Here is a 17,335-nt window from a genome sequence, read left to right on the forward strand (position 1 = left end):
ACGGGGGATCATGATGCGCCCGAATGCTCCGTCCGATCTTACTCGCCCTGGCCGGGGCCCCGTCCCGTCGCATGGCATGGGCCACGGCGAACGACGCCTGCAACGCCGTCGGCCGGTGCCCCCCCCGAGAGGGGATCACCGGCCGACGGTACGATCCGAGGATCTATTACTTGGCGATCTGACGCAGCACGTACTGCAGGATGCCGCCGTTGCGGTAGTAGTCGGCCTCACCCGGGGTGTCGATGCGCAGCACGGCGTCGAACTCCACGGTGGAACCGTCTTCCTTGGTGGCCGTGACCTTCAGGGTCTTGGGGGTCTGGCCGTCGTTGAGCGCGGTGACCCCTTCGATCGAGAACGTCTCGGTGCCGTCCAACCCCAGGGAGTCCGCGGACTCGCCCTCGGGGAACTGCAGGGGCAGCACGCCCATGCCGATCAGGTTGGAACGGTGGATGCGCTCGTAGGACTGCGCGATGACCGCGCGCACACCCAGCAGGGACGTGCCCTTGGCCGCCCAGTCACGCGAGGAACCGGAGCCGTACTCCTTGCCGCCCAGCACCACCAGGGGAACACCGGCCTCCTGGTAGTTCATCGCGGCGTCGTACACGGCGGCCTGCGGGCCACCCTCCTGAGTGAAGTCGCGGGTGAAACCGCCCTCCACGCCGTCGAGCAGCTGGTTCTTGATGCGGATGTTCGCGAACGTACCGCGGATCATGACCTCGTGGTTACCACGGCGGGAACCGTAGGAGTTGAAGTCCTTGCGCTGCACGCCGTGCTCCGTGAGGTACTTGCCCGCGGGCGTGTCGCTCTTGAACGAACCGGCCGGGGAGATGTGGTCCGTGGTCACGGAATCGCCCAGCTTGAGCAGCACGCGCGCACCCTCGATGTCCTCCACCGGAGTGGTCTCCATGGTCATACCCTCGAAGTACGGTGGCTTGCGCACGTAGGTGGACTCGGGGTCCCACTCGAACACGTCACCCGTGGGGGTGTCCAGGTTCTGCCAGCGCTCGTCACCGTCGAAGATGGTGCCGTACTCGCGGTCGAACATACCGGTGTCGATCGAAGCATCGATGATCTTCTGGACCTCGGTGGGGTCCGGCCAGATGTCCTTGAGGAACACGTCCTGACCATTCGAGTCCTGGCCCAAAGGCTCGTTCTCGAAGTCAAAGTCCATGGTCCCGGCCAGCGCGTACGCGATGACCAGCGGCGGGGACGCGAGGTAGTTCATCTTCACGTCCGGGTTGATTCGGCCCTCGAAGTTGCGGTTACCGGAGAGCACCGAGGTCACGGCGAGGTCGTTTTCCTGCACGGCCTGGGAGATCTCGGGCTCCAGAGGACCGGAGTTGCCGATGCACGTGGTGCAGCCGTAACCCACGATGTAGAAGCCGAGCTCCTCGAGTGCCGGGACCAGACCGGACTTCTCGTAGTACTCGGTGACCACGCGCGAACCCGGCGCGATCGAGGTCTTGACCCACGGCTTGGCCTTGAGGCCCTTCTCCGTGGCGTTGCGCGCGAGCACGGCCGCGGCCATCATCACCGAGGGGTTGGACGTGTTGGTGCAGGACGTGATCGAGGCGATCGACACGGCACCGTGGTCCAGCTCGAAGTGACGGCCGTCCTCCATGGAGACCTCCACTCGGTGCTCGGGGCGCTCCCTCATGTCGTCCGCGGGGCTCTCGCGCGGCGCGTCCTGGGGGTCCTGCTCGTCGGTCGCGTCGTGGGAGGGGGCGTCGGAGGCCGGGAAGGACTCGACGACGTCCGGGTCCACCTCCACGGACTTGTCCTCGGCCACGTAGTTCACGAGGTCGTCGCGGAACTGTTCCTTGGAGCGAGTCAGCTCGATGCGGTCCTGGGGACGTTTGGGCCCAGAGATCGAGGGGACCACGGTGGACAGGTCCAACTCGAGGTACTCGGAGTAGGCGACCTCGTGCTCGGGGTCGTGCCACATGCCCTGTTCCTTGGTGTACGCCTCGATCAGGGCGATCTGCTCCTCGGAGCGGCCCGTGAGCGCCAGGTAGTCCAGGGTCACCTGGTCGATCGGGAAGATCGCCGCGGTGGAACCGAACTCCGGGGACATGTTGCCGATCGTGGCGCGGTTGGCCAGCGGCACCGCTGCCACGCCCTCACCGTAGAACTCCACGAACTTGCCCACGACACCGTGCTCACGCAGCATCTCCGTGATGGTCAGCACCACGTCCGTGGCGGTCGCACCGGAGGGGATCTCGCCGGTGAGCTTGAAGCCCACCACGCGCGGGATCAGCATGGAGATGGGCTGACCGAGCATCGCGGCCTCGGCCTCGATGCCACCCACACCCCAACCGAGCACGCCGATGCCGTTCTCCATGGTGGTGTGGGAGTCGGTGCCCACACAGGTGTCCGGGTAGGCGCGCAGCGTGCCGTCAACCTCGCGGGTCATGACCACGCGGGCCAGGTTCTCGATGTTGACCTGGTGGACGATGCCCATCCCGGGCGGGACCACCTTGAAGTCATCGAACGCGGTCTGGCCCCAGCGCAGGAACTGGTAGCGCTCGCCGTTGCGCTGGTACTCGATGTCCATGTTGCGCTCGATCGCGTCCGCGGAACCGAACGCGTCGATCTGCACGGAGTGGTCGATGACCAGCTCGGCCGGGGCGAGCGGGTTCACGCGGGAGGGGTCGCCGCCGAGATCTGCCACGGCCTCACGCATGGTGGCCAGGTCCACGATGCAGGGAACGCCGGTAAAGTCCTGCATGATCACGCGACCAGGGGTGAACTGGATCTCCGTGTCGGGCTGGGCCTCGGGGTCCCAGTTGCCCAGGGCTTCAATGTGCTTGCTCGTCACGTTGGCACCGTCCTCGGTGCGCAGCAGGTTCTCGAGCAGGACCTTCAAGCTGTAGGGGAGCTTCTGGGCTCCCTCCACGGCGTCCAGTCGGAAAATTTCGTAGTCGGTGCCCTTGACGTTGAGAACGTCCCTGGCTCCAAAGCTGTCCACAGTCATGGTGTGGAACTCCTCTCGCCACCGTCGGTTGCGTTCGGCGCGCGCGGCACACTACAGGTGTCCCCCGCGCGTGGAACAGTCCCTGTCAGTGTAGCCCGTGCGCTCCGTCACTCCGGGGATTCCCGGGCGACCGCGTCACGATGACGTGGGCCGTCGTTCGGCCGCCCGGTTCAGCCCTCGCAGTTGAGCACCGCGACGGCTTCCACGTGGTGCGTGTTCGGGTACAGATCGAATGCTTCGACGCCCTCGATCCGCCAGCCCCGGCGCCGCAACCGCCCCAGGTCCCGGCCGAGCGCGGCGGGATCGCACCCGACGTACACGATCGTGCGCGGTGCGGCACGGTCCACCGCGGCCAGGACCTCCTTGGCCGCGCCGGCGCGCGGCGGGTCCAGGACGACGACGTCCGGGCGCGGTGGCCGCGGTGTGGAACCACGACCCCGCCGGGACGACGCCGCTGCGGCACCCCGGCCCCGGTGCCCACCCCGCCCGCCCGGTCCAGTGAGCACGCGCGCCACGTCCCCGCGCACGCTCGTGACGTGCGGGGCGTGGGCGAGGTTGTGGGCGGCGTCGGCGGAGGTCACGGGCGAGCCCTCGACCGCGAAGACGCACCCCGTGGGGCCCACGGCGCGCGCGGCCACCGCGGTGAACAGACCGGCGCCGCTGTACAGGTCCCACACGCTGTCCCCGGGGCGCAGACCGGCGCCGTCCAGTACCGCGCGCGCGAGGGTCCCGGGAGCGCCGCGATGGATCTGCCAGAAGCCCGTGGGACTTATGCGCCAGCGCAGCGGCTCGGGATCGGTAGCGCCGGGCAACTCGAGGGTCTCCTGGACGTGGTCGGTGCCCGCCCACACCTGGGTGTCCCGCTCGTGCGGCGAGCGCGCGGAGACGCTCACCCCGCGGTCCCCCGCCCATGCGCTCAACCGATCCCGCAGGGCGGTGACCTGCTCCGGCGCGGTATCCGGGCGCAGCCCCACGTGCAGCAGCGGTGCCGCTCCCCCTGCCGGCGCGGCGACGTCCACGCGGGCCGCACCGGGGTACTCCAGCGACCACGGGGCCAGGGCACGGATCGCGTCCGTGGCCAGGGGCATGTCCGTGACGGGACCGAGCTCGGTGCTGCGGTGGGGGTACATCCCGGGTGTGCCGTCGGGGGCCACGTCCAGGTGCAACCGGGTGCGCCACCCGGTGCCGTCGGGGCTCTCCCCCGCGACGGGCTGCACCTCGCCGTCCCAGTCGTGGCCGGCCAGGTGGCCCAGTTGCTCGGCGATCACGTGGCGTTTGAGTTCGCGCTGGGTCGTCAGGTCCGCGTGCCCGAACTCGGCCCCGCCCAGCGGTGACCGGTCCGCGCCCGCTGCGACGAGCGCGTCCGCCTGCTCCCACGGGTGTACCTCCCGGCGCCCGGGGACGGGTTCGAGCACGTCCGTGACGTCAGCGCGCCAGAACGACGCCGCGGGGTCCCGGTCGGTGAGCCGCACCCGAACCAGCTCCCCCGGCAGCCCGTGGCGCACGAAGACCACGCGCCCCTCGTCCGTCCGGGCCACCACGTGGCCGCCGTGGGCCACGGCGCCCAGGCGCAGCTCGAGGTGATCGGGGGACTCGGTCATTCGTTGTTCTCCGTGAGTCGTAGTTCGCGCACCGATTCGAGGTGCCAGGGTACGGAGGCGATCATGACTCCGCGTTCATAGTGCAGCCGCGTCCGCAACGGGCGGATGGCCTGGTTGTGCAGGAAGCGTTCCCATCCGCGGCCCACCACGTACTCGGGCAGGTACACGATCACGAGGTCCCGCGGGGACTTGCGGCGGATGCCGCGGATGTGGGCGACGACGGGTCCCACGGTATCGCGGTAGGGCGAGGCCAGGACCGTGACGGGCACGGGGATCTCCAGGGCCTCCCACTGCTTCACGATCTGTTCGGTGCGCGCGCGGTCCGTGTCCACCACCACGGCCTCGAGGCTGGACGGACGGGAGGCCCGCGCATAGGTCAGGGCGTGCACCACGGGCTTGCGCACCGAGGTGACCACGATGATCGAGTGCACGCGGGACGGCAGGGCCCGCACCCCCGAGTTTTGGTGCACCTCGAGTTCGGTGTCCACCGAGCGGTAGTGGCGCCCGATGGCGCGCATCATCACGGTGATCAGGGCGATCGCGACGATCGTGAGCCACGCGCCCTGGGCGAACTTGGTCACGAGTACCACCACGAACACCGCCGCGCACGCGATCAGGGCGATCACCGCCACGGCCCAGCGCCCGGCGATCCGGCGGTGCGGACTCTGCGACGTGCTCGTGCGGCGCACCCTGGTCCAGTGCCGCACCATGCCCGCCTGGGTCAGCGTGAACGCGAAGAACGCCCCCACCACGTAGAGCTGGATGAGCCCGTTGACGTTCGCGCCGAACACGATTGTGAAGACCGCCGCGACCACGGACAACAGGATGATGCCGTTCGTGAACGCGAAGCGGTCCCCCCGGCTCTGCAACTGCCGGGGCAGCAATGCGGCGGACGCGAGGCGTGAGGCCAGCACGGGGAAGCCCGAGTACGCCGTGTTCGCGGCCATGAACAGCACGCCCACGGTCACGAGAACGAGGATCACGAACCACACGGAATCCGCCCCCGCCACGGCCTGCGCGATCTGGCCCAGGATGGGCACCTGGTAGAAGTCGGGCTCCGGTGCGCGGCCGTCGATCAACAGTTGCCGCGCGGGGTCCATCACGACCACCGCGCCCGTGCGCCGGGTCAGGTAGAGCACCCCGAGCAGCAACACAGCGGACAGCGCTCCGAGCACCGCGAGCGTGCGCCCCGCGTTGAGGGCCTTGGGCTTACGGAAGAACGGCACGGAGTGCGTGATGGTCTCCACGCCCGTCAGGGCCACGGCACCCGAGGAGAACGCGCGCAGCACGAGCATGGCCCCGGCCAGGCCCATGAGCCCGCCGTCCATGCCCGCGGCCGGGACGACGTCGTAGTCCGCCGACGGCGCGCGCTGCAGTGTTCCCGTGACGTCCTGGACGAAGCCCACGAGCACGAGGATCAGCACGACCCCCACGAACGCGTACGTGGGCACCGAGGACGCGCGACCCATGAATTTGAGTCCGCGCAGGTTGAGCAAGCCCACGAGCGCGATCCCCGCGACGGCCACGACCGTTTGGTGACCCACGAGCCACGGGACGGCCGCGGCGAGGTACTGCGCGGCGGCGGCCATGGACACGGCCACGACGAGCGTGTAGTCCACCATCAGAGCGGCACCCACCGCGGCACCGGCGGGCCGGCCGAGGTTCTTGGACGCGATCTCGAAGTCCGCCCCGCCCGAGGGGTACGCGCGCACGTTCTGCCGGTACGCGGTGATGATCACCGCGAGCACGGCGAGAACCGCGAGGCCCACCCACGGGGACAGCAGGATCGCCGCGGAACCCGCGAGGGCAAGCGTCAGGACGATCTCATCCGGGGCGTACGCGACCGAGGACAGGGCGTCGGACGCGAACACCGGCAGGGCGGTGCCCTTGGAGAGCACCGTGCCCGCGGCGCGCTCGTTGTGGATCGGTTTGCCCACGAGCGCGCGGCGCAGCATTTGGGACACATACACGTGGGAACACGCTAGTCCCTCGGCCGGGCCTTGTCCCGTGCCGCGGGCCCTATGCTGTGGCTCATGGCGCATTTCGTGATCATGGGCGTGGGCCGGGTGGGGATCACCCTCGCGCACGCCCTCGAGGACTCAGGGCACACGGTTGCCGTGATCGACCAGGACGACCGGGCGTTCCGCAAACTGCGGCCCTCGTTCAGCGGCAAAAAGGTCACGGGCCACGGCTTCGACCGCGAGGTGCTGCAACGCGCGGGGATCGCGGACGCCTACGCGTTCGCCGCGGTCTCCTCGGGGGACAATTCCAACATCATCGCCGTGCGCGTGGCGCGGGAGACCTTCAAGGTCAAGCACGTGGTCGCCCGGATCTACGACCCCACCCGCGCGGAGTTCTACCAGCGCATGGGCATTCCCACGGTCGCGTCCGTGCGCTGGAGCGCGGACCAGGTGTTGCGCCGCATCCTGCCCGAACACGCCATCACGGGTGACTTCCGGGAGGCCTCCGGTCGCCTGCAGCTCGGGGAACTGCCCCTGGACGACGCGTGGTCGGGACTGCACCTGGACCGGATCGAGGAGGCCGCCGGTGTGCGGGTCGCGTTCGTGACCCGGTTCGGGGAGGGCATCCTGCCCGCGAGCGACACGAGCTACCAGCAGGGGGACATCGTGCACGCCATGATGCGCGTGGAGGACGTGGAACGCGTGGCCCGGGTGCTGTCCCGACCGCCGTCGGACGAGGTCATGGAGGCCGTGGCGCTCGCCGCGACCCCTGGGACGCGGGGGCGTGACTGATGCACGTGGTGATCGTAGGCGGAGGGTCCGTGGGATCCTCGATCGCTCGGGAACTGTTGTCGCACGGCCACGACGTGGTCGTGGTGGACGCCACCGCGGAGGTGATCGGGCGCTCCAACCTGCGCGGTGCGCAGTGGGTCGTGGGGGACGCGTGCGATCTCCAAGTCCTGCAACGGGCGCGCGCGGAGGAGGCGGACGTGGTCGTGGCCGCGACCGGTGACGACAAGGCCAACCTGGTCGTCTCGTTGCTCGCGCGCAGCGAGTTCGGGGTGCCCCGCACCGTGGGGCGTGTCAACCACCCCAAGAACGAGTGGCTCTTCGACGACGCGTGGGGCGTGGACGTGGCCGTATCCACCCCGCGGTTGATGACGGCGCTCGTGGAGGAAGCCGTGGAGGTGGGCGACGTCGTGCGCCTGCTGAGCTTCCAGACCGGCTCGGCCACGCTGTCCGCCTACACGGTGCCCCGGGAACACCCCGTGGTCGCGAGCACCGTGACCCAGGTGCCGTGGCCCCAGGACGTGGCGCTCGTGGCGATCCTGCGCGACGGTGTGCCGATCGCACCGTCCGGCGACGACGTCCTGGAGAGCGGGGACGAGCTGTTCTTCATCACCACGGCGGAGGGTGAGGACCAGTTGCGGGCCATGTTCACCACGGCCCGGGACGTCAACCTGCAGGCTGCTCGCGGCGAGGGCGGCTCCACAGCCATGCCACCCACAGCACAGCGGCGTACAGCGGGGCCCCCATGACCAAGCGCGCGATCCCGAGCGCCGTGACGTTCTCCGCGACGTACAGCGGGACCTGCACGAGCAACCGGGTCGCGAACATCGCGATGAGCAGACCGTTGACCCGCTGATAGGCCACGCGCCGCAGCGGGTCGCGGCGCCATTCCACGGATTCACCGCGCACATAGCCGAAGACGACGCCCAGCAGCGGCCACCCAACAGCCGCCGAGATGCTCAACAGGACCAGCGCCGCGACGTTCGTGATGAACCCGGGCACGTAGTAGTCCAGCGCCTGCCCGCCCGCGCGGGCGAACAGCGTGCACACTCCCACGCCCATGAGCCCGGCGATCGCCTGGGTCACGGTCTGGCGCTGCGCCAGCCGGAGCACGGTGAACACAGCGGCCGTGCCCAGTGACGCCAACAACGCCGGGACCAACTCCCCCGTGAGCACCACGCACGCGAGGTACACGAGTCCCGGGAGGATGGATTCGATCACACCGCGCCAGCCGCCCACGGCGCTGAGCACGTCCAGTTGGCCGTTGGCGTCCCGGCGCAGGCCCGAGCGCCGGGCGAGATCCTCGGCGGCGCGGCCCATGCGGTCGCCCGCGCTCTGCGGTGCGGGGTCCGTCGGGTCCGGCGGGGACGTCATCGCACGGCCTTCTTGGGGGTGATGATCTCGTAGCGCGGATTATACATGGTGGCCACCCCGTCCGGGAAGCACACCACGGCGAGGCAGCGCAGCTTGGTGCCGGCGGTGACGCCCGGGACCACGTGCTGACCGTGCCACAGCAGTTCGAGCGTGCACGGCTGCGCCTCTGGGCTCGTCACGCGCAGCAGCGCCCGGTAGTACGGCGGCGCGGCCACGGGCGCGATCGTGACCTCCACGACCACGCCCTCCACGACCGCACGGCGCCGCTGCCGCGCCCTATGCTCCGGGGTCAGGTCCTCCGCGTGGGCCTCGGGTTCGGCGACGACGTCTATCGCGCCCGTGAGCGGGTTGTTGACCACCCGGGTCAGCCGATCTCGGTAATCTCGGGGCCGCGCCGCGGCTCCTGCACCGCGGCGCCTGGCTCCGCCGGGGTCCGACCCGCGTCCTCGTCCGCATCGGTCGGCGCGCCCGCGGGGTGCACCTCGGCGTCCTCGGGGACCGTGAGCGCGAGCAGGTCGCGCGGCGGGTGCGGGTCCTGGCCGCGGACGACGACGAGCCCGCGCACGGCGTCATCGAGCACCTCCGCGGTGGGCCCGGGCAGCGCGGCGTCGCCTGTGTAGACGCAGCGCAGGAACCAGCGCGGACCGTCGATGCCCACGAAGCGTGCGAGCCGGAATCCGTTCTCGCCGGAGGGCGTGACGCCCGCGAACTGCGCGTTGACCTGCATGCCCAGGGGACCGTCGGAGACCGTGGGGTCGCCCCCGTCCCGCCGCAACCCGGCCACGAGCTCGGCGCGCACCTCGTCCCACAACCCGGAGGACTTGGGGGCCGTGAAGACCTGCACCTGGACGGAACCGCCCCCGAAGTCCATGTTCACGGCCCGCGGCACCCGGTCCCGCGGATCCAGCTCGACGCGCACGTCCACGCGCGCGACCGGCTTCAGCAGCAGAGCCCCGAGATCCAGGTACTCGGCGCGCTCACCCGGCATCTCGCTCTCGTCCCACGGGCCGTTGGCGCGAGGATCCGGCGCGTCCTGGTCCGGGGCGGCCTCGGTGGCAGCCGACGCGGTCGTGGACTCGGTCGGTGTCTGCTCCGAGGCCTCGCGGTTGCGCTTCTTACGTCCGAACATCAGTTGCTCCAAGAGTGGGTGGGGAATCTGCGGGGGCGAGGGCCGGCGATCAGCGGGCCCCCGTGGACCCGAATCCGCTTGCACCGCGCTCGCTGTCGGGGAGTTCGGTGGTGAGCTCGAAGCGGGCGGTGACCACTTCCTGGATCACGAGCTGGGCGATCCGCTCACCGCGGCGCACCGTGTAGCTCTCATGCGGATCCGTGTTGAGCAGGCACACCTTGAGTTCGCCACGGTAGCCGCTGTCCACGGTGCCCGGTGCATTGACCACGGTCAGCCCATGCTTGGCCGCGAGCCCGGAGCGCGGGTGCACGAGACCCACGTACCCCGCGGGGATCGCGAGCGCCACCCCTGTGTCCACGAGCGCGCGCCGACCCGGGCCGAGTTCGACGTCGTGGCGGGCGCGCAGGTCCGCCCCGGCGTCACCGGGACGTGCATAGGCGGGGGCGGGCAGGTCCGGGTCCAACAGATGCAGGGCCACGGTCACCGCGGCCGACTCGCTCATTTCGGTCACAATGCCCCACTGTAACGCGCGGGCCTGACGGCGCGGACGCGGGCGGCGTCCAGGGGGAATGTGTCAAGGTGGGGGCATGAGTTTCCACCCAGATTCCGGGGCGGCCGCGGCGTCCTCACCCGCAGAGCACCCGTCCCACGCCCAGGAGAACGTCCGAGCGGACGTGCAGTACGAGGAGAAGCTGATCGTCGCGTGGTGGGTATGGCTCATCGTGGTCTTCGTGGGTGCGGCCGGATTCGTGGCCGTGGCACCCATCAGCATCGCCGTGGGCGTGATCGTCGCGGTGGTGCTGATGGTCGTGATCGGGCTCGTGCTGCACCTGGGGGCGCCGAGCATCGTGGTCACCGACAAGGACCTGCGCGTGGGCCGGGCGTACATCGAACGGCAGTACGTGGGCAATGCCCGTCCGCTGGTCGGCGCCGAGGCGCGTGCTGCGCGCGGACCCGACCTGGACGGGCGCGCCTTCATGAACTTCCGTGTGTCGATGCCGGACCTGTGCCGGATCGAGATCGTGGACCCGGTGGACCCCACCCCGTACTGGCTCACCGCGACCCGCCACCCCGAGCGGTTGGCCGAGGCGATCAACGCGGGCTCCCGCTCGGCGAGCGACCGCGGCGACCGGGTCTGACGAGCACGATCACGGACGAGCAGAAAGACGACGGGCGCTCACCCGAGGGTGAGCGCCCGTCGTCATGCGGTCGTGGACCCGGGGCTCAGCCCAGGCACTCGTGGCAGTACTTCACGCCATCGCGCTCCTCGGCGAGCTGCGAACGGTGGCGCACCAGGAAGCACGAGCCACACGTGAACTCGTCGTCCTGGGCTGGGAGCACCACGACGGACAGTTCCTCGTTGGAGAGGTCCGCGCCGGGGAGCTCGAAGCTCTCCGCCGCGGTGGCCTCGTCCTCGTCAACGCTTCCGGACTGTTGGTCCGACCGCCGGGACTGGAGCTCCTCGATGGAGTCTTCCTTGAGGTCTTCGTCCTGCTTACGCGGTGCGTCGTAGTCTGTGGCCATGTGTCTATCCGCTCCAACCGGTCTTCACGAAAATCCCTGCGAAAAACAACTCCCGAGCGCTCTACCCCCGGGCCGTGTCGCGTAGATTGTTCACCATGGGCGCGGAAAAAGCCAGTGGCGACGCCGAGGTTTTCTCGCAGAGCAAGATTTCCACCTCGGGCGGTGGATCCGCTCGTCCGGATGACGCACGTGGTGCCCGTGCGGGTGGCCGTCCCGCCGGTCCCGGACGGCGCCCGGGCGTGCCACTACACTGACGCTACGAGCGCGCCGAGCGCACCCCGGATCGCGTGGTGCCCCCAACGGCGAGGGAAGGACAGCATGGAGCAGTTGCGCCTGGTAGGAGTGCACGACGACGGTGAGCACCTCATCGTGGAGACCCCCGATTCGACCCGCTACCGGCTGAAGATCGACCAGCAATTGCGTCAGACGATCCAGCACGCGCGCCGCAAGCCCCCCTCTCATGGGCGCGGCGGACGGTCCTTCGGTCCGCGTGACATCCAGGCCCGCTTCCGCGCCGGCGCGAGCGTCGAGGACGTCGTGGCCGAGTCCGGGTGGGAGGCCGAACGCGTCAAGCGGTACGAGTGGCCCATCCTGGCCGAACGCTCCCACGTGGTCGCCGAGGCGTGCCGGGTCACGGTCTCCGGGACCAACCCCTCCCACGAGGGCTACCGCTCCGTGTTCGAGGGCGAGCCCCGCACCCTGCGCGAGACCGTGGACGAGCGTGCCGCCGAGCTCGGGGTGGACCGCTCGTCCTTCGACTGGGACGCGTGGTTGCGCGAGGACCAGTTGTGGACCGTGCAGCTGAGCTTCTCCGCGGAGGACGCCTCGCAGGACGCCCCGGACATCCCGGGTCCCGCCCAGTGGAGTTACAACCCCGCGAACCGGACCGTGCGTCCGGAGAACGACTGGGCGCACGCGCTGGGTCAGGAGCACCAGGAGACCGGCCCGCTCGGCGCGGCCGCCCACGCGCTGCCCCCCGCACCCACCGCGACATTGCGGCAGTTGCAGCACGAGGCGAGCCAGGCGGACGACCTGCTCGACGTCCTGCAGTCGCGCCGCGGACGGCGGATCGGCTCGGACGAGGCGGGCGACGACCGGCTCGCGGAGATCCTCGGCCGCGGCATGGGTCAGGTGGACCAGCGCCCGCGCCCCATCGACGCCCCGGAGGATTCCACGGTGTTCGACCGGCCCATCCAGCCGGCCGCCTCGCAGGTCGCCGAGGCCCAGGCACTCGCCCAGGACGACGGGATCGAGATCGTCGACGATTCGACCCCCCTTGAACACGACGACGCCACCCCCTCCCGGAACGCAGCTGCCCCCGCCGTGCCGTTCGGGAAGGGCTCGTACGACGACTCCCCCGCAGCCTCCCGGAACGAGAACGTCCCCTCCGCCGTCACGGACCACCAGCCTGCGGATTGCATTTCCGAGGATTCCGCGCCTGAGGACTCCGGGTCGGAGAACTCCGGTGAGGACGAACACGCGGCCACGGAGACCGAAGCGCGCGGCACGACGTCGGATAGCGCGTTCGCCGTCGACGCCTCCGGCACGGCCACGGACGTGGCGGACGAGGACGAGCCCGCCGCGCAGGACACCGACGAACCGGCCCGTTCCGGCGATGCGAGCACCACGGACGAATCGGGATCGAGCGACCGTCCCGCCCCGGGCCCGCGGGGTCGCACCCCCAAGGCCAAGCGGTCCTCCGTGCCGAGCTGGGACGACATCGTCTTCGGGGCCAACCGGTCCTGACGTCGGCGCTGCGCTCTCACGAGCGGTTGTGCGCGGGGAAGCCGGCACGCGGTAAAGTCACGTGAACGCACCGGGCCCGGGGAGAACACGGTCCGGTCGTGGACACGCACGGGCGATCTCGAGGGAATTTTTGCATGGGCAACTCCATCCAGGACGATTTATTCGGTGAGGACACTCAATCCCCCGAAGGCACCGCGACTCCGGCCCGCTCGGGTGTCCGGCGATACATGGCCCCCGTCACGCTCGGTGGTGCGGCCCTGCTCGTCCTGGTGGGTGTGGGGGCCGTGGCTTTCACCGGTTTGTCGGGTTCGTCCGACGACGACCCCGCGAACTTCGCGACCGAGTCCCCCACCGTGACCCCCTCCCCCACGCCGAGCGCCACCCCGAGCGTATCTCCGACGCCGTCGCCGCAGATCACGCCGTTGGTCCCGCCCTCGAGGCCCGCGGAGCAGTACTACGTGCCCGCTCCGCCCCCCGTGGTTCCCGCACCCCCGGTCGCTCCCGCACCACCCGCCGCGCCGGTACCCCCGGCGCCCACGAGCACCCCTCGGCCCGTTCCGTCCACGGCTACGCCCGAGCCCACGAAGAGCCAGGCACCGGAACCGACCCGCGCACCTCGGCCGTCCCAGCCACCGGCGCCCACGCGGCCGGCGGCGCCGACCGTCGATCCGGACCCCACGCAGAAGGGGACTAAGCCCGCGCCGATCACCACACCAGGGAAGGGACAAACCTCTCCTGGTCGGTGAGCGACCCGTGCTGGCCCACCATGGCCAGAGGCCGGGTTCCCTGTCGGGAGACGTCGTACAGGGCGATGTCCTCGCGGGCCAGCACCCACACGTCGCCTGCTCGTTCGAGCAATCCTTGATCCGGCTCGGGACCGAAGTACCCGTGCGCCGCAAGGTGCTGCTTGGTGGCCACCCACACGACGTCCCCGTAGTGCGCGCTCCAACGGCTTGCCAGTTCTTCCGGATCGGTGTCCGCGTCCGTGTGCAGTTGCACCGCCCGGGGCTCACCCGCGGTGAGCCGCACCCCGGCCATGAGCTCGGGGACCGCACTGTAGTCCACGCGGTGCTCGGGGGCCACGTCCACCATGCCATGGTCCGCGGTGAGGATCACCCGGGTGTTGGCGGGCAATTTGGTCACGAGCCGCTTGAGCGCGGAATCAAGTTCCTCAAGGGAGCGTAACCAGTCGTCCGAGCGCCACCCCGCTTTGTGACCGGTCTTGTCCAGCTCGTCCCAGTAGAAGTACACGAGCCCGCGCCTGCCCTCCCGCAGTTGCTCGAGGGTGCGCGCGGTGCGGGCGTACACACCGTGGACGCCCACGAAACGGCCACCACGCAGCACAGCCCTCGTAAGGGCGGAGGACTCGAAGCGTGGTGAGCTCACCGTCACGGCGTCCGCGTGCTGCGCGGCGCGCTCCAGGACCGTGGGCTCGGGTTGCCAGGCAAGCGGGTCCACGTCCGAGGGCCAGTTGCCGAGCATGTTGACCACGCGGTCGGAGGCAGGGTCCACGACGTCGTAGCCGAGCATGCCGTGACGCCCCGGTGTGGCTCCGGTGCCCAGGCACGAGAGCGAGACGGACGTGGTCGTGGGGAACGCGGCGTCGAGCTCACCGAGTGACTGGGCCGCGCGCAGGGTGGGCGCGTAGCTCGCCGTCTCCCTCAGCAAGCGCGAGCCGAGACCGTCCACGAGCACCACCACATAGCGTTGCGCGGACGGCAAGCTGAGGGCGTTGCGGAAACCGGGGATGCCCAGGGCCGCGGCCGCGGAACCCATGACCTCCGCGACGCTGTGCGAACCGTAGCGCGGCGCACGCGGCAGCTCCGGGGCGGCGGGATCCTCCACATTCACGCGTTGCGCCCCGAATCGCGGCCGTTGAACCGGTGACCGAACCGCGGTCGCGGTGCCGGCGGTTCGGGACGGGCCGCGGTGGGGTGCTGCGGCGGGGACTGCGCGATCTGCGCGCCGGAATCCGTCAGCGGTGCCACATTGGCCCGGCGCAGCGTGCGCGCGAACTCGCGAGCGCCCTCCACGGCCTCCTGCCCGTCCGCCTCGGAGCTGATGCGCATGACCACGTCCTCGCTCGCGGCAGTGCCCGTGTAACCGTGGTCCGCCTGGCACTCGGGGTCCTCGCACATCGCGGGATACAGCTCGAGCTGTTGGGTCCCGGTCCAGCTCACGGCCAGGTTCAGCTCCATGATCGCGGTGCCCGGGACGTAGTTCTGCGGCTGGTGGTACGCGTAACTCAGCGTGACCGAGCGGATCTGGGAGATCGGCACGGTCTCGGACGAGACCCGAGCCACGGTGTCCGAACCGTTCTCGTCATACTGTTGGTCGTCCACGTGCGTGATGTGCAGGACGTCCTCCGCGAGCACGAGGGCCGTGATGTGCCGGTGCAACTCCGTGTTGGTGAAATGGGTTTCCAACTGCACCAGGTGGGACACCGGGCGCCGCCCGTCCAGGGAGTCCATGACCACGTCCGTGACCAGTTGCGGATAGAAACCCGCCTTCTCGATGTCCTGGACCAGGCGCGATCCATCGGGTGCTGAGTATGTCATGGCGCCATTGTCCTCCACCGCGCCGCCCGGGGCACATTGCGACCCTCCGCGGTCCGGCACACGGCGCGACCCTCCGCCGCCCGGCGCCTCACGGGGCCACCACGCACGAGACCGTGCCGTCCTCGAGCTTCGAACAGATCGGGGTCACGTCCGTGGTGGGCGCCGGTTCCGGGTCCCTCGTGGGAGAGATGGTGGGGGCCGGTGTCTGCGCCGGTGACGGATCACCGCCCCACTGCACCAGCACGGGGCCGAGCCACAGGTATCCCGCGGCGAGGGCCAGGAGCGCGAGCGTGAGCGCTAGGACCCACCACGGCCAGCGGACCGCTCGCCGAGCGTGCGGTTCCCGTTCGTTCGCCGTGCCACCCGGGTCCACGACGCCGCCGGCTCCCGTGTCCGCTTCCCGCCCTCTGGCAGTCAGACCGGTCGCGGCACCCACGGCAGTGATACCGGTGGGGTTCACGCCCGTGAAGCCCGCAGGATCCACGATCGTGATCTCCTCGGACCGGTCCGGGGTGCTCGCCCCTCCCGAGGTGCCCACGGGGTGCCCTTCGAGCATCGCGGGCGCGCCCTCCACGGGGTTCAGCCGCTCGGTCGTGTCCTGCCCGGCACCGGTTCCGATCGCATGCGCAGCGGACACCTCGTTCACGGGGGCGAAGGGGCGCAACCGGTCACCGCCGCGCTCGGCCATGGGCCGGTGCTCACCCCCGGCGATCACCTTCCGGTGCACCGCGTGCCACGCGATGGGCGCCTCCCTGGTGCCGCCCGCCCCGGGAGGCAACCGCGCGGCGTCGAGCACCGGGGACAGCTCACGCTCCGTGGTGGGTTCGAGGACGTCGAAGACCTCGAACGGCTCGCCATCCACCGTCTCGCTGGGCCGGTCCCGGCGGGCGGCCGCCGTGGCCGCGAGACTCGCGAGCAGCTGATCGGCGGCGCGCGTGCGCTCCGCGGGCACGATGCTGAGCAGTCCGGCCACGCCCGCGCGTAACAGCGGGGAACCCCCGAACAAGCCGAGGCGGGCCACGTCCTCCGGGCGCAAGGGGTCGCCACTGAGATCCACCTCGGGCAGGACCATGCGCACCGCCGTCACCCCGGCGGCATAGAGGTCCATGGTGCGAGACGGATTCCCCGGGGCGTACGCCTCGGTCGGCAGGTACCCGGGGGTACCCACCACGGTGCCGGCGTGCGTGAGGCGCGCATCGGTCACGCGCACGGCGATCCCGAAGTCCGCGAGCCGGGCCACGGGGGTCCCCGAACCCGTGGGTTCGAGCAGCACGTTGGCGGGCTTGACGTCCCGGTGCACCCAGCCGTGCTCGTGGACGAAGCGCAGTGCCTCGAGCAGCTGACACATCAGCTCCTCCGCGAGCCAGTCCGCCACGGGACCGTTGTCCTGCAGCGCGGCCTCGAGGGTGCCCCCGGACACGAGCTCCATGGCGATGGCCACGTGTTCGTCCTCCGCGGCCCAGCCGTACGGAGCCACGACGTGCGGGTGCTCGAGGTCCACGGACTGTTCCCGCACGAAGCGCAACAGCTCCGCCGAATCACGCTGCCGCAACACCTTGGCCGCGCATTCCCTGCCCCGGCGCAGGTCGTGGGCTCGCCACACGGCCCCGCTGCCACCCTCGGCGATGGGTGTCAGCAGTTCGAAGCGTCCGGCAATCGTGTCCCGCACTCGGTTCGAG

General features: G+C 70.4%; 15 protein-coding genes. 4 read left to right on the forward strand and 11 right to left on the reverse strand.

All coding sequences use genetic code 11. From position 1 onward, the window contains the following. Positions 1–166: 166 nt before the first annotated feature. The 3 genes from acnA to RF650_RS08785 all read right to left on the reverse strand — a co-directional run bounded on the left by acnA (position 167) and on the right by RF650_RS08785 (position 6,545). On the reverse strand, positions 167–2,974 hold the full coding sequence (gene acnA / locus RF650_RS08775; protein WP_368814692.1) for an aconitate hydratase AcnA: 2,808 nt from the start codon (positions 2,972–2,974) through the stop codon (positions 167–169). A 170-nt stretch (positions 2,975–3,144) separates the two neighbouring features. After that, positions 3,145–4,575 (reverse strand): class I SAM-dependent RNA methyltransferase, encoded by a 1,431-nt coding sequence (locus RF650_RS08780; protein WP_368814693.1) that lies wholly within the window; start codon positions 4,573–4,575, stop codon positions 3,145–3,147. Further along, a complete protein-coding gene (locus tag RF650_RS08785; RefSeq protein ID WP_368814694.1) occupies positions 4,572–6,545 on the reverse strand; it encodes an APC family permease in 1,974 nt (657 codons plus the stop codon). The genes RF650_RS08780 and RF650_RS08785 overlap by 4 nt, the downstream gene beginning before the upstream one ends. A 63-nt stretch (positions 6,546–6,608) precedes the next feature. Here RF650_RS08785 and RF650_RS08790 point away from each other — a divergent pair, with 63 nt between their 5' ends. Next, positions 6,609–7,328, forward strand: coding sequence for a TrkA family potassium uptake protein (locus RF650_RS08790; RefSeq protein WP_368814695.1), 720 nt, complete (start codon positions 6,609–6,611; stop codon positions 7,326–7,328). Further along, positions 7,328–8,074 (forward strand): TrkA family potassium uptake protein, encoded by a 747-nt coding sequence (locus tag RF650_RS08795; protein WP_098056176.1) that lies wholly within the window; start codon positions 7,328–7,330, stop codon positions 8,072–8,074. Before RF650_RS08790 ends, RF650_RS08795 begins: the two co-directional genes overlap by 1 nt. On the opposite strand, the gene RF650_RS08800 is transcribed toward RF650_RS08795, so the two are convergent. From RF650_RS08800 to dut, 4 genes are read right to left on the reverse strand one after another with little or no spacing between them, the layout of a single operon-like run. Beyond that, on the reverse strand, positions 7,992–8,699 hold the full coding sequence (locus RF650_RS08800; protein WP_131333051.1) for a DUF3159 domain-containing protein: 708 nt from the start codon (positions 8,697–8,699) through the stop codon (positions 7,992–7,994). The two genes, RF650_RS08795 and RF650_RS08800, sit on opposite strands and share 83 nt — an antisense overlap. Then, complete coding sequence (locus RF650_RS08805) at positions 8,696–9,058, reverse strand: hypothetical protein (protein WP_131333052.1); 363 nt, start codon at positions 9,056–9,058, stop codon at positions 8,696–8,698. The genes RF650_RS08800 and RF650_RS08805 overlap by 4 nt, the downstream gene beginning before the upstream one ends. Before the next feature lie 5 nt (positions 9,059–9,063). After that, complete coding sequence (locus RF650_RS08810) at positions 9,064–9,828, reverse strand: DUF3710 domain-containing protein (protein ID WP_131333053.1); 765 nt, start codon at positions 9,826–9,828, stop codon at positions 9,064–9,066. Between the two features lie 49 nt (positions 9,829–9,877). Then, positions 9,878–10,330 (reverse strand): dUTP diphosphatase, encoded by a 453-nt coding sequence (gene dut / locus RF650_RS08815; protein ID WP_098054510.1) that lies wholly within the window; start codon positions 10,328–10,330, stop codon positions 9,878–9,880. Between the two features lie 85 nt (positions 10,331–10,415). Here dut and RF650_RS08820 point away from each other — a divergent pair, with 85 nt between their 5' ends. Further along, positions 10,416–10,967: a DUF3093 domain-containing protein gene (locus tag RF650_RS08820; protein ID WP_260981604.1), complete on the forward strand. Its 552-nt coding sequence runs from the start codon at positions 10,416–10,418 to the stop codon at positions 10,965–10,967. An 85-nt stretch (positions 10,968–11,052) separates the two neighbouring features. Here the strand turns inward: RF650_RS08820 and RF650_RS08825 are convergent, their stop codons facing one another. Beyond that, entirely contained in the window at positions 11,053–11,352 is a 300-nt protein-coding gene (locus tag RF650_RS08825; RefSeq protein ID WP_064847393.1) for a DUF4193 domain-containing protein, read from the reverse strand. Between the two features lie 180 nt (positions 11,353–11,532). On the opposite strand from RF650_RS08825, the gene sepH reads away from it, so the two are divergent. Continuing rightward, complete coding sequence (gene sepH, locus RF650_RS08830) at positions 11,533–13,098, forward strand: septation protein SepH (RefSeq protein WP_368814696.1); 1,566 nt, start codon at positions 11,533–11,535, stop codon at positions 13,096–13,098. Between the two features lie 705 nt (positions 13,099–13,803). On the opposite strand, the gene RF650_RS08835 is transcribed toward sepH, so the two are convergent. The 3 genes from RF650_RS08835 to RF650_RS08845 all read right to left on the reverse strand — a co-directional run bounded on the left by RF650_RS08835 (position 13,804) and on the right by RF650_RS08845 (position 17,325). Beyond that, positions 13,804–14,874, reverse strand: a complete 1,071-nt coding sequence (locus tag RF650_RS08835) for an alkaline phosphatase family protein (protein WP_368814771.1) — start codon at positions 14,872–14,874, stop codon at positions 13,804–13,806. Positions 14,875–14,945: 71 nt separating this feature from the next. Continuing rightward, positions 14,946–15,656, reverse strand: a complete 711-nt coding sequence (locus tag RF650_RS08840) for a DUF5998 family protein (protein ID WP_035961403.1) — start codon at positions 15,654–15,656, stop codon at positions 14,946–14,948. Positions 15,657–15,744: 88 nt separating this feature from the next. Continuing rightward, positions 15,745–17,325, reverse strand: a complete 1,581-nt coding sequence (locus RF650_RS08845; RefSeq protein ID WP_368814697.1) for a serine/threonine-protein kinase — start codon at positions 17,323–17,325, stop codon at positions 15,745–15,747. Between the last annotated feature and the right edge of the window lie 10 nt (positions 17,326–17,335).

It is taken from the genome of Kocuria sp. CPCC 205297 (assembly GCF_040981035.1).
GTDB classification, from domain to species: domain Bacteria; phylum Actinomycetota; class Actinomycetes; order Actinomycetales; family Micrococcaceae; genus Kocuria; species Kocuria marina.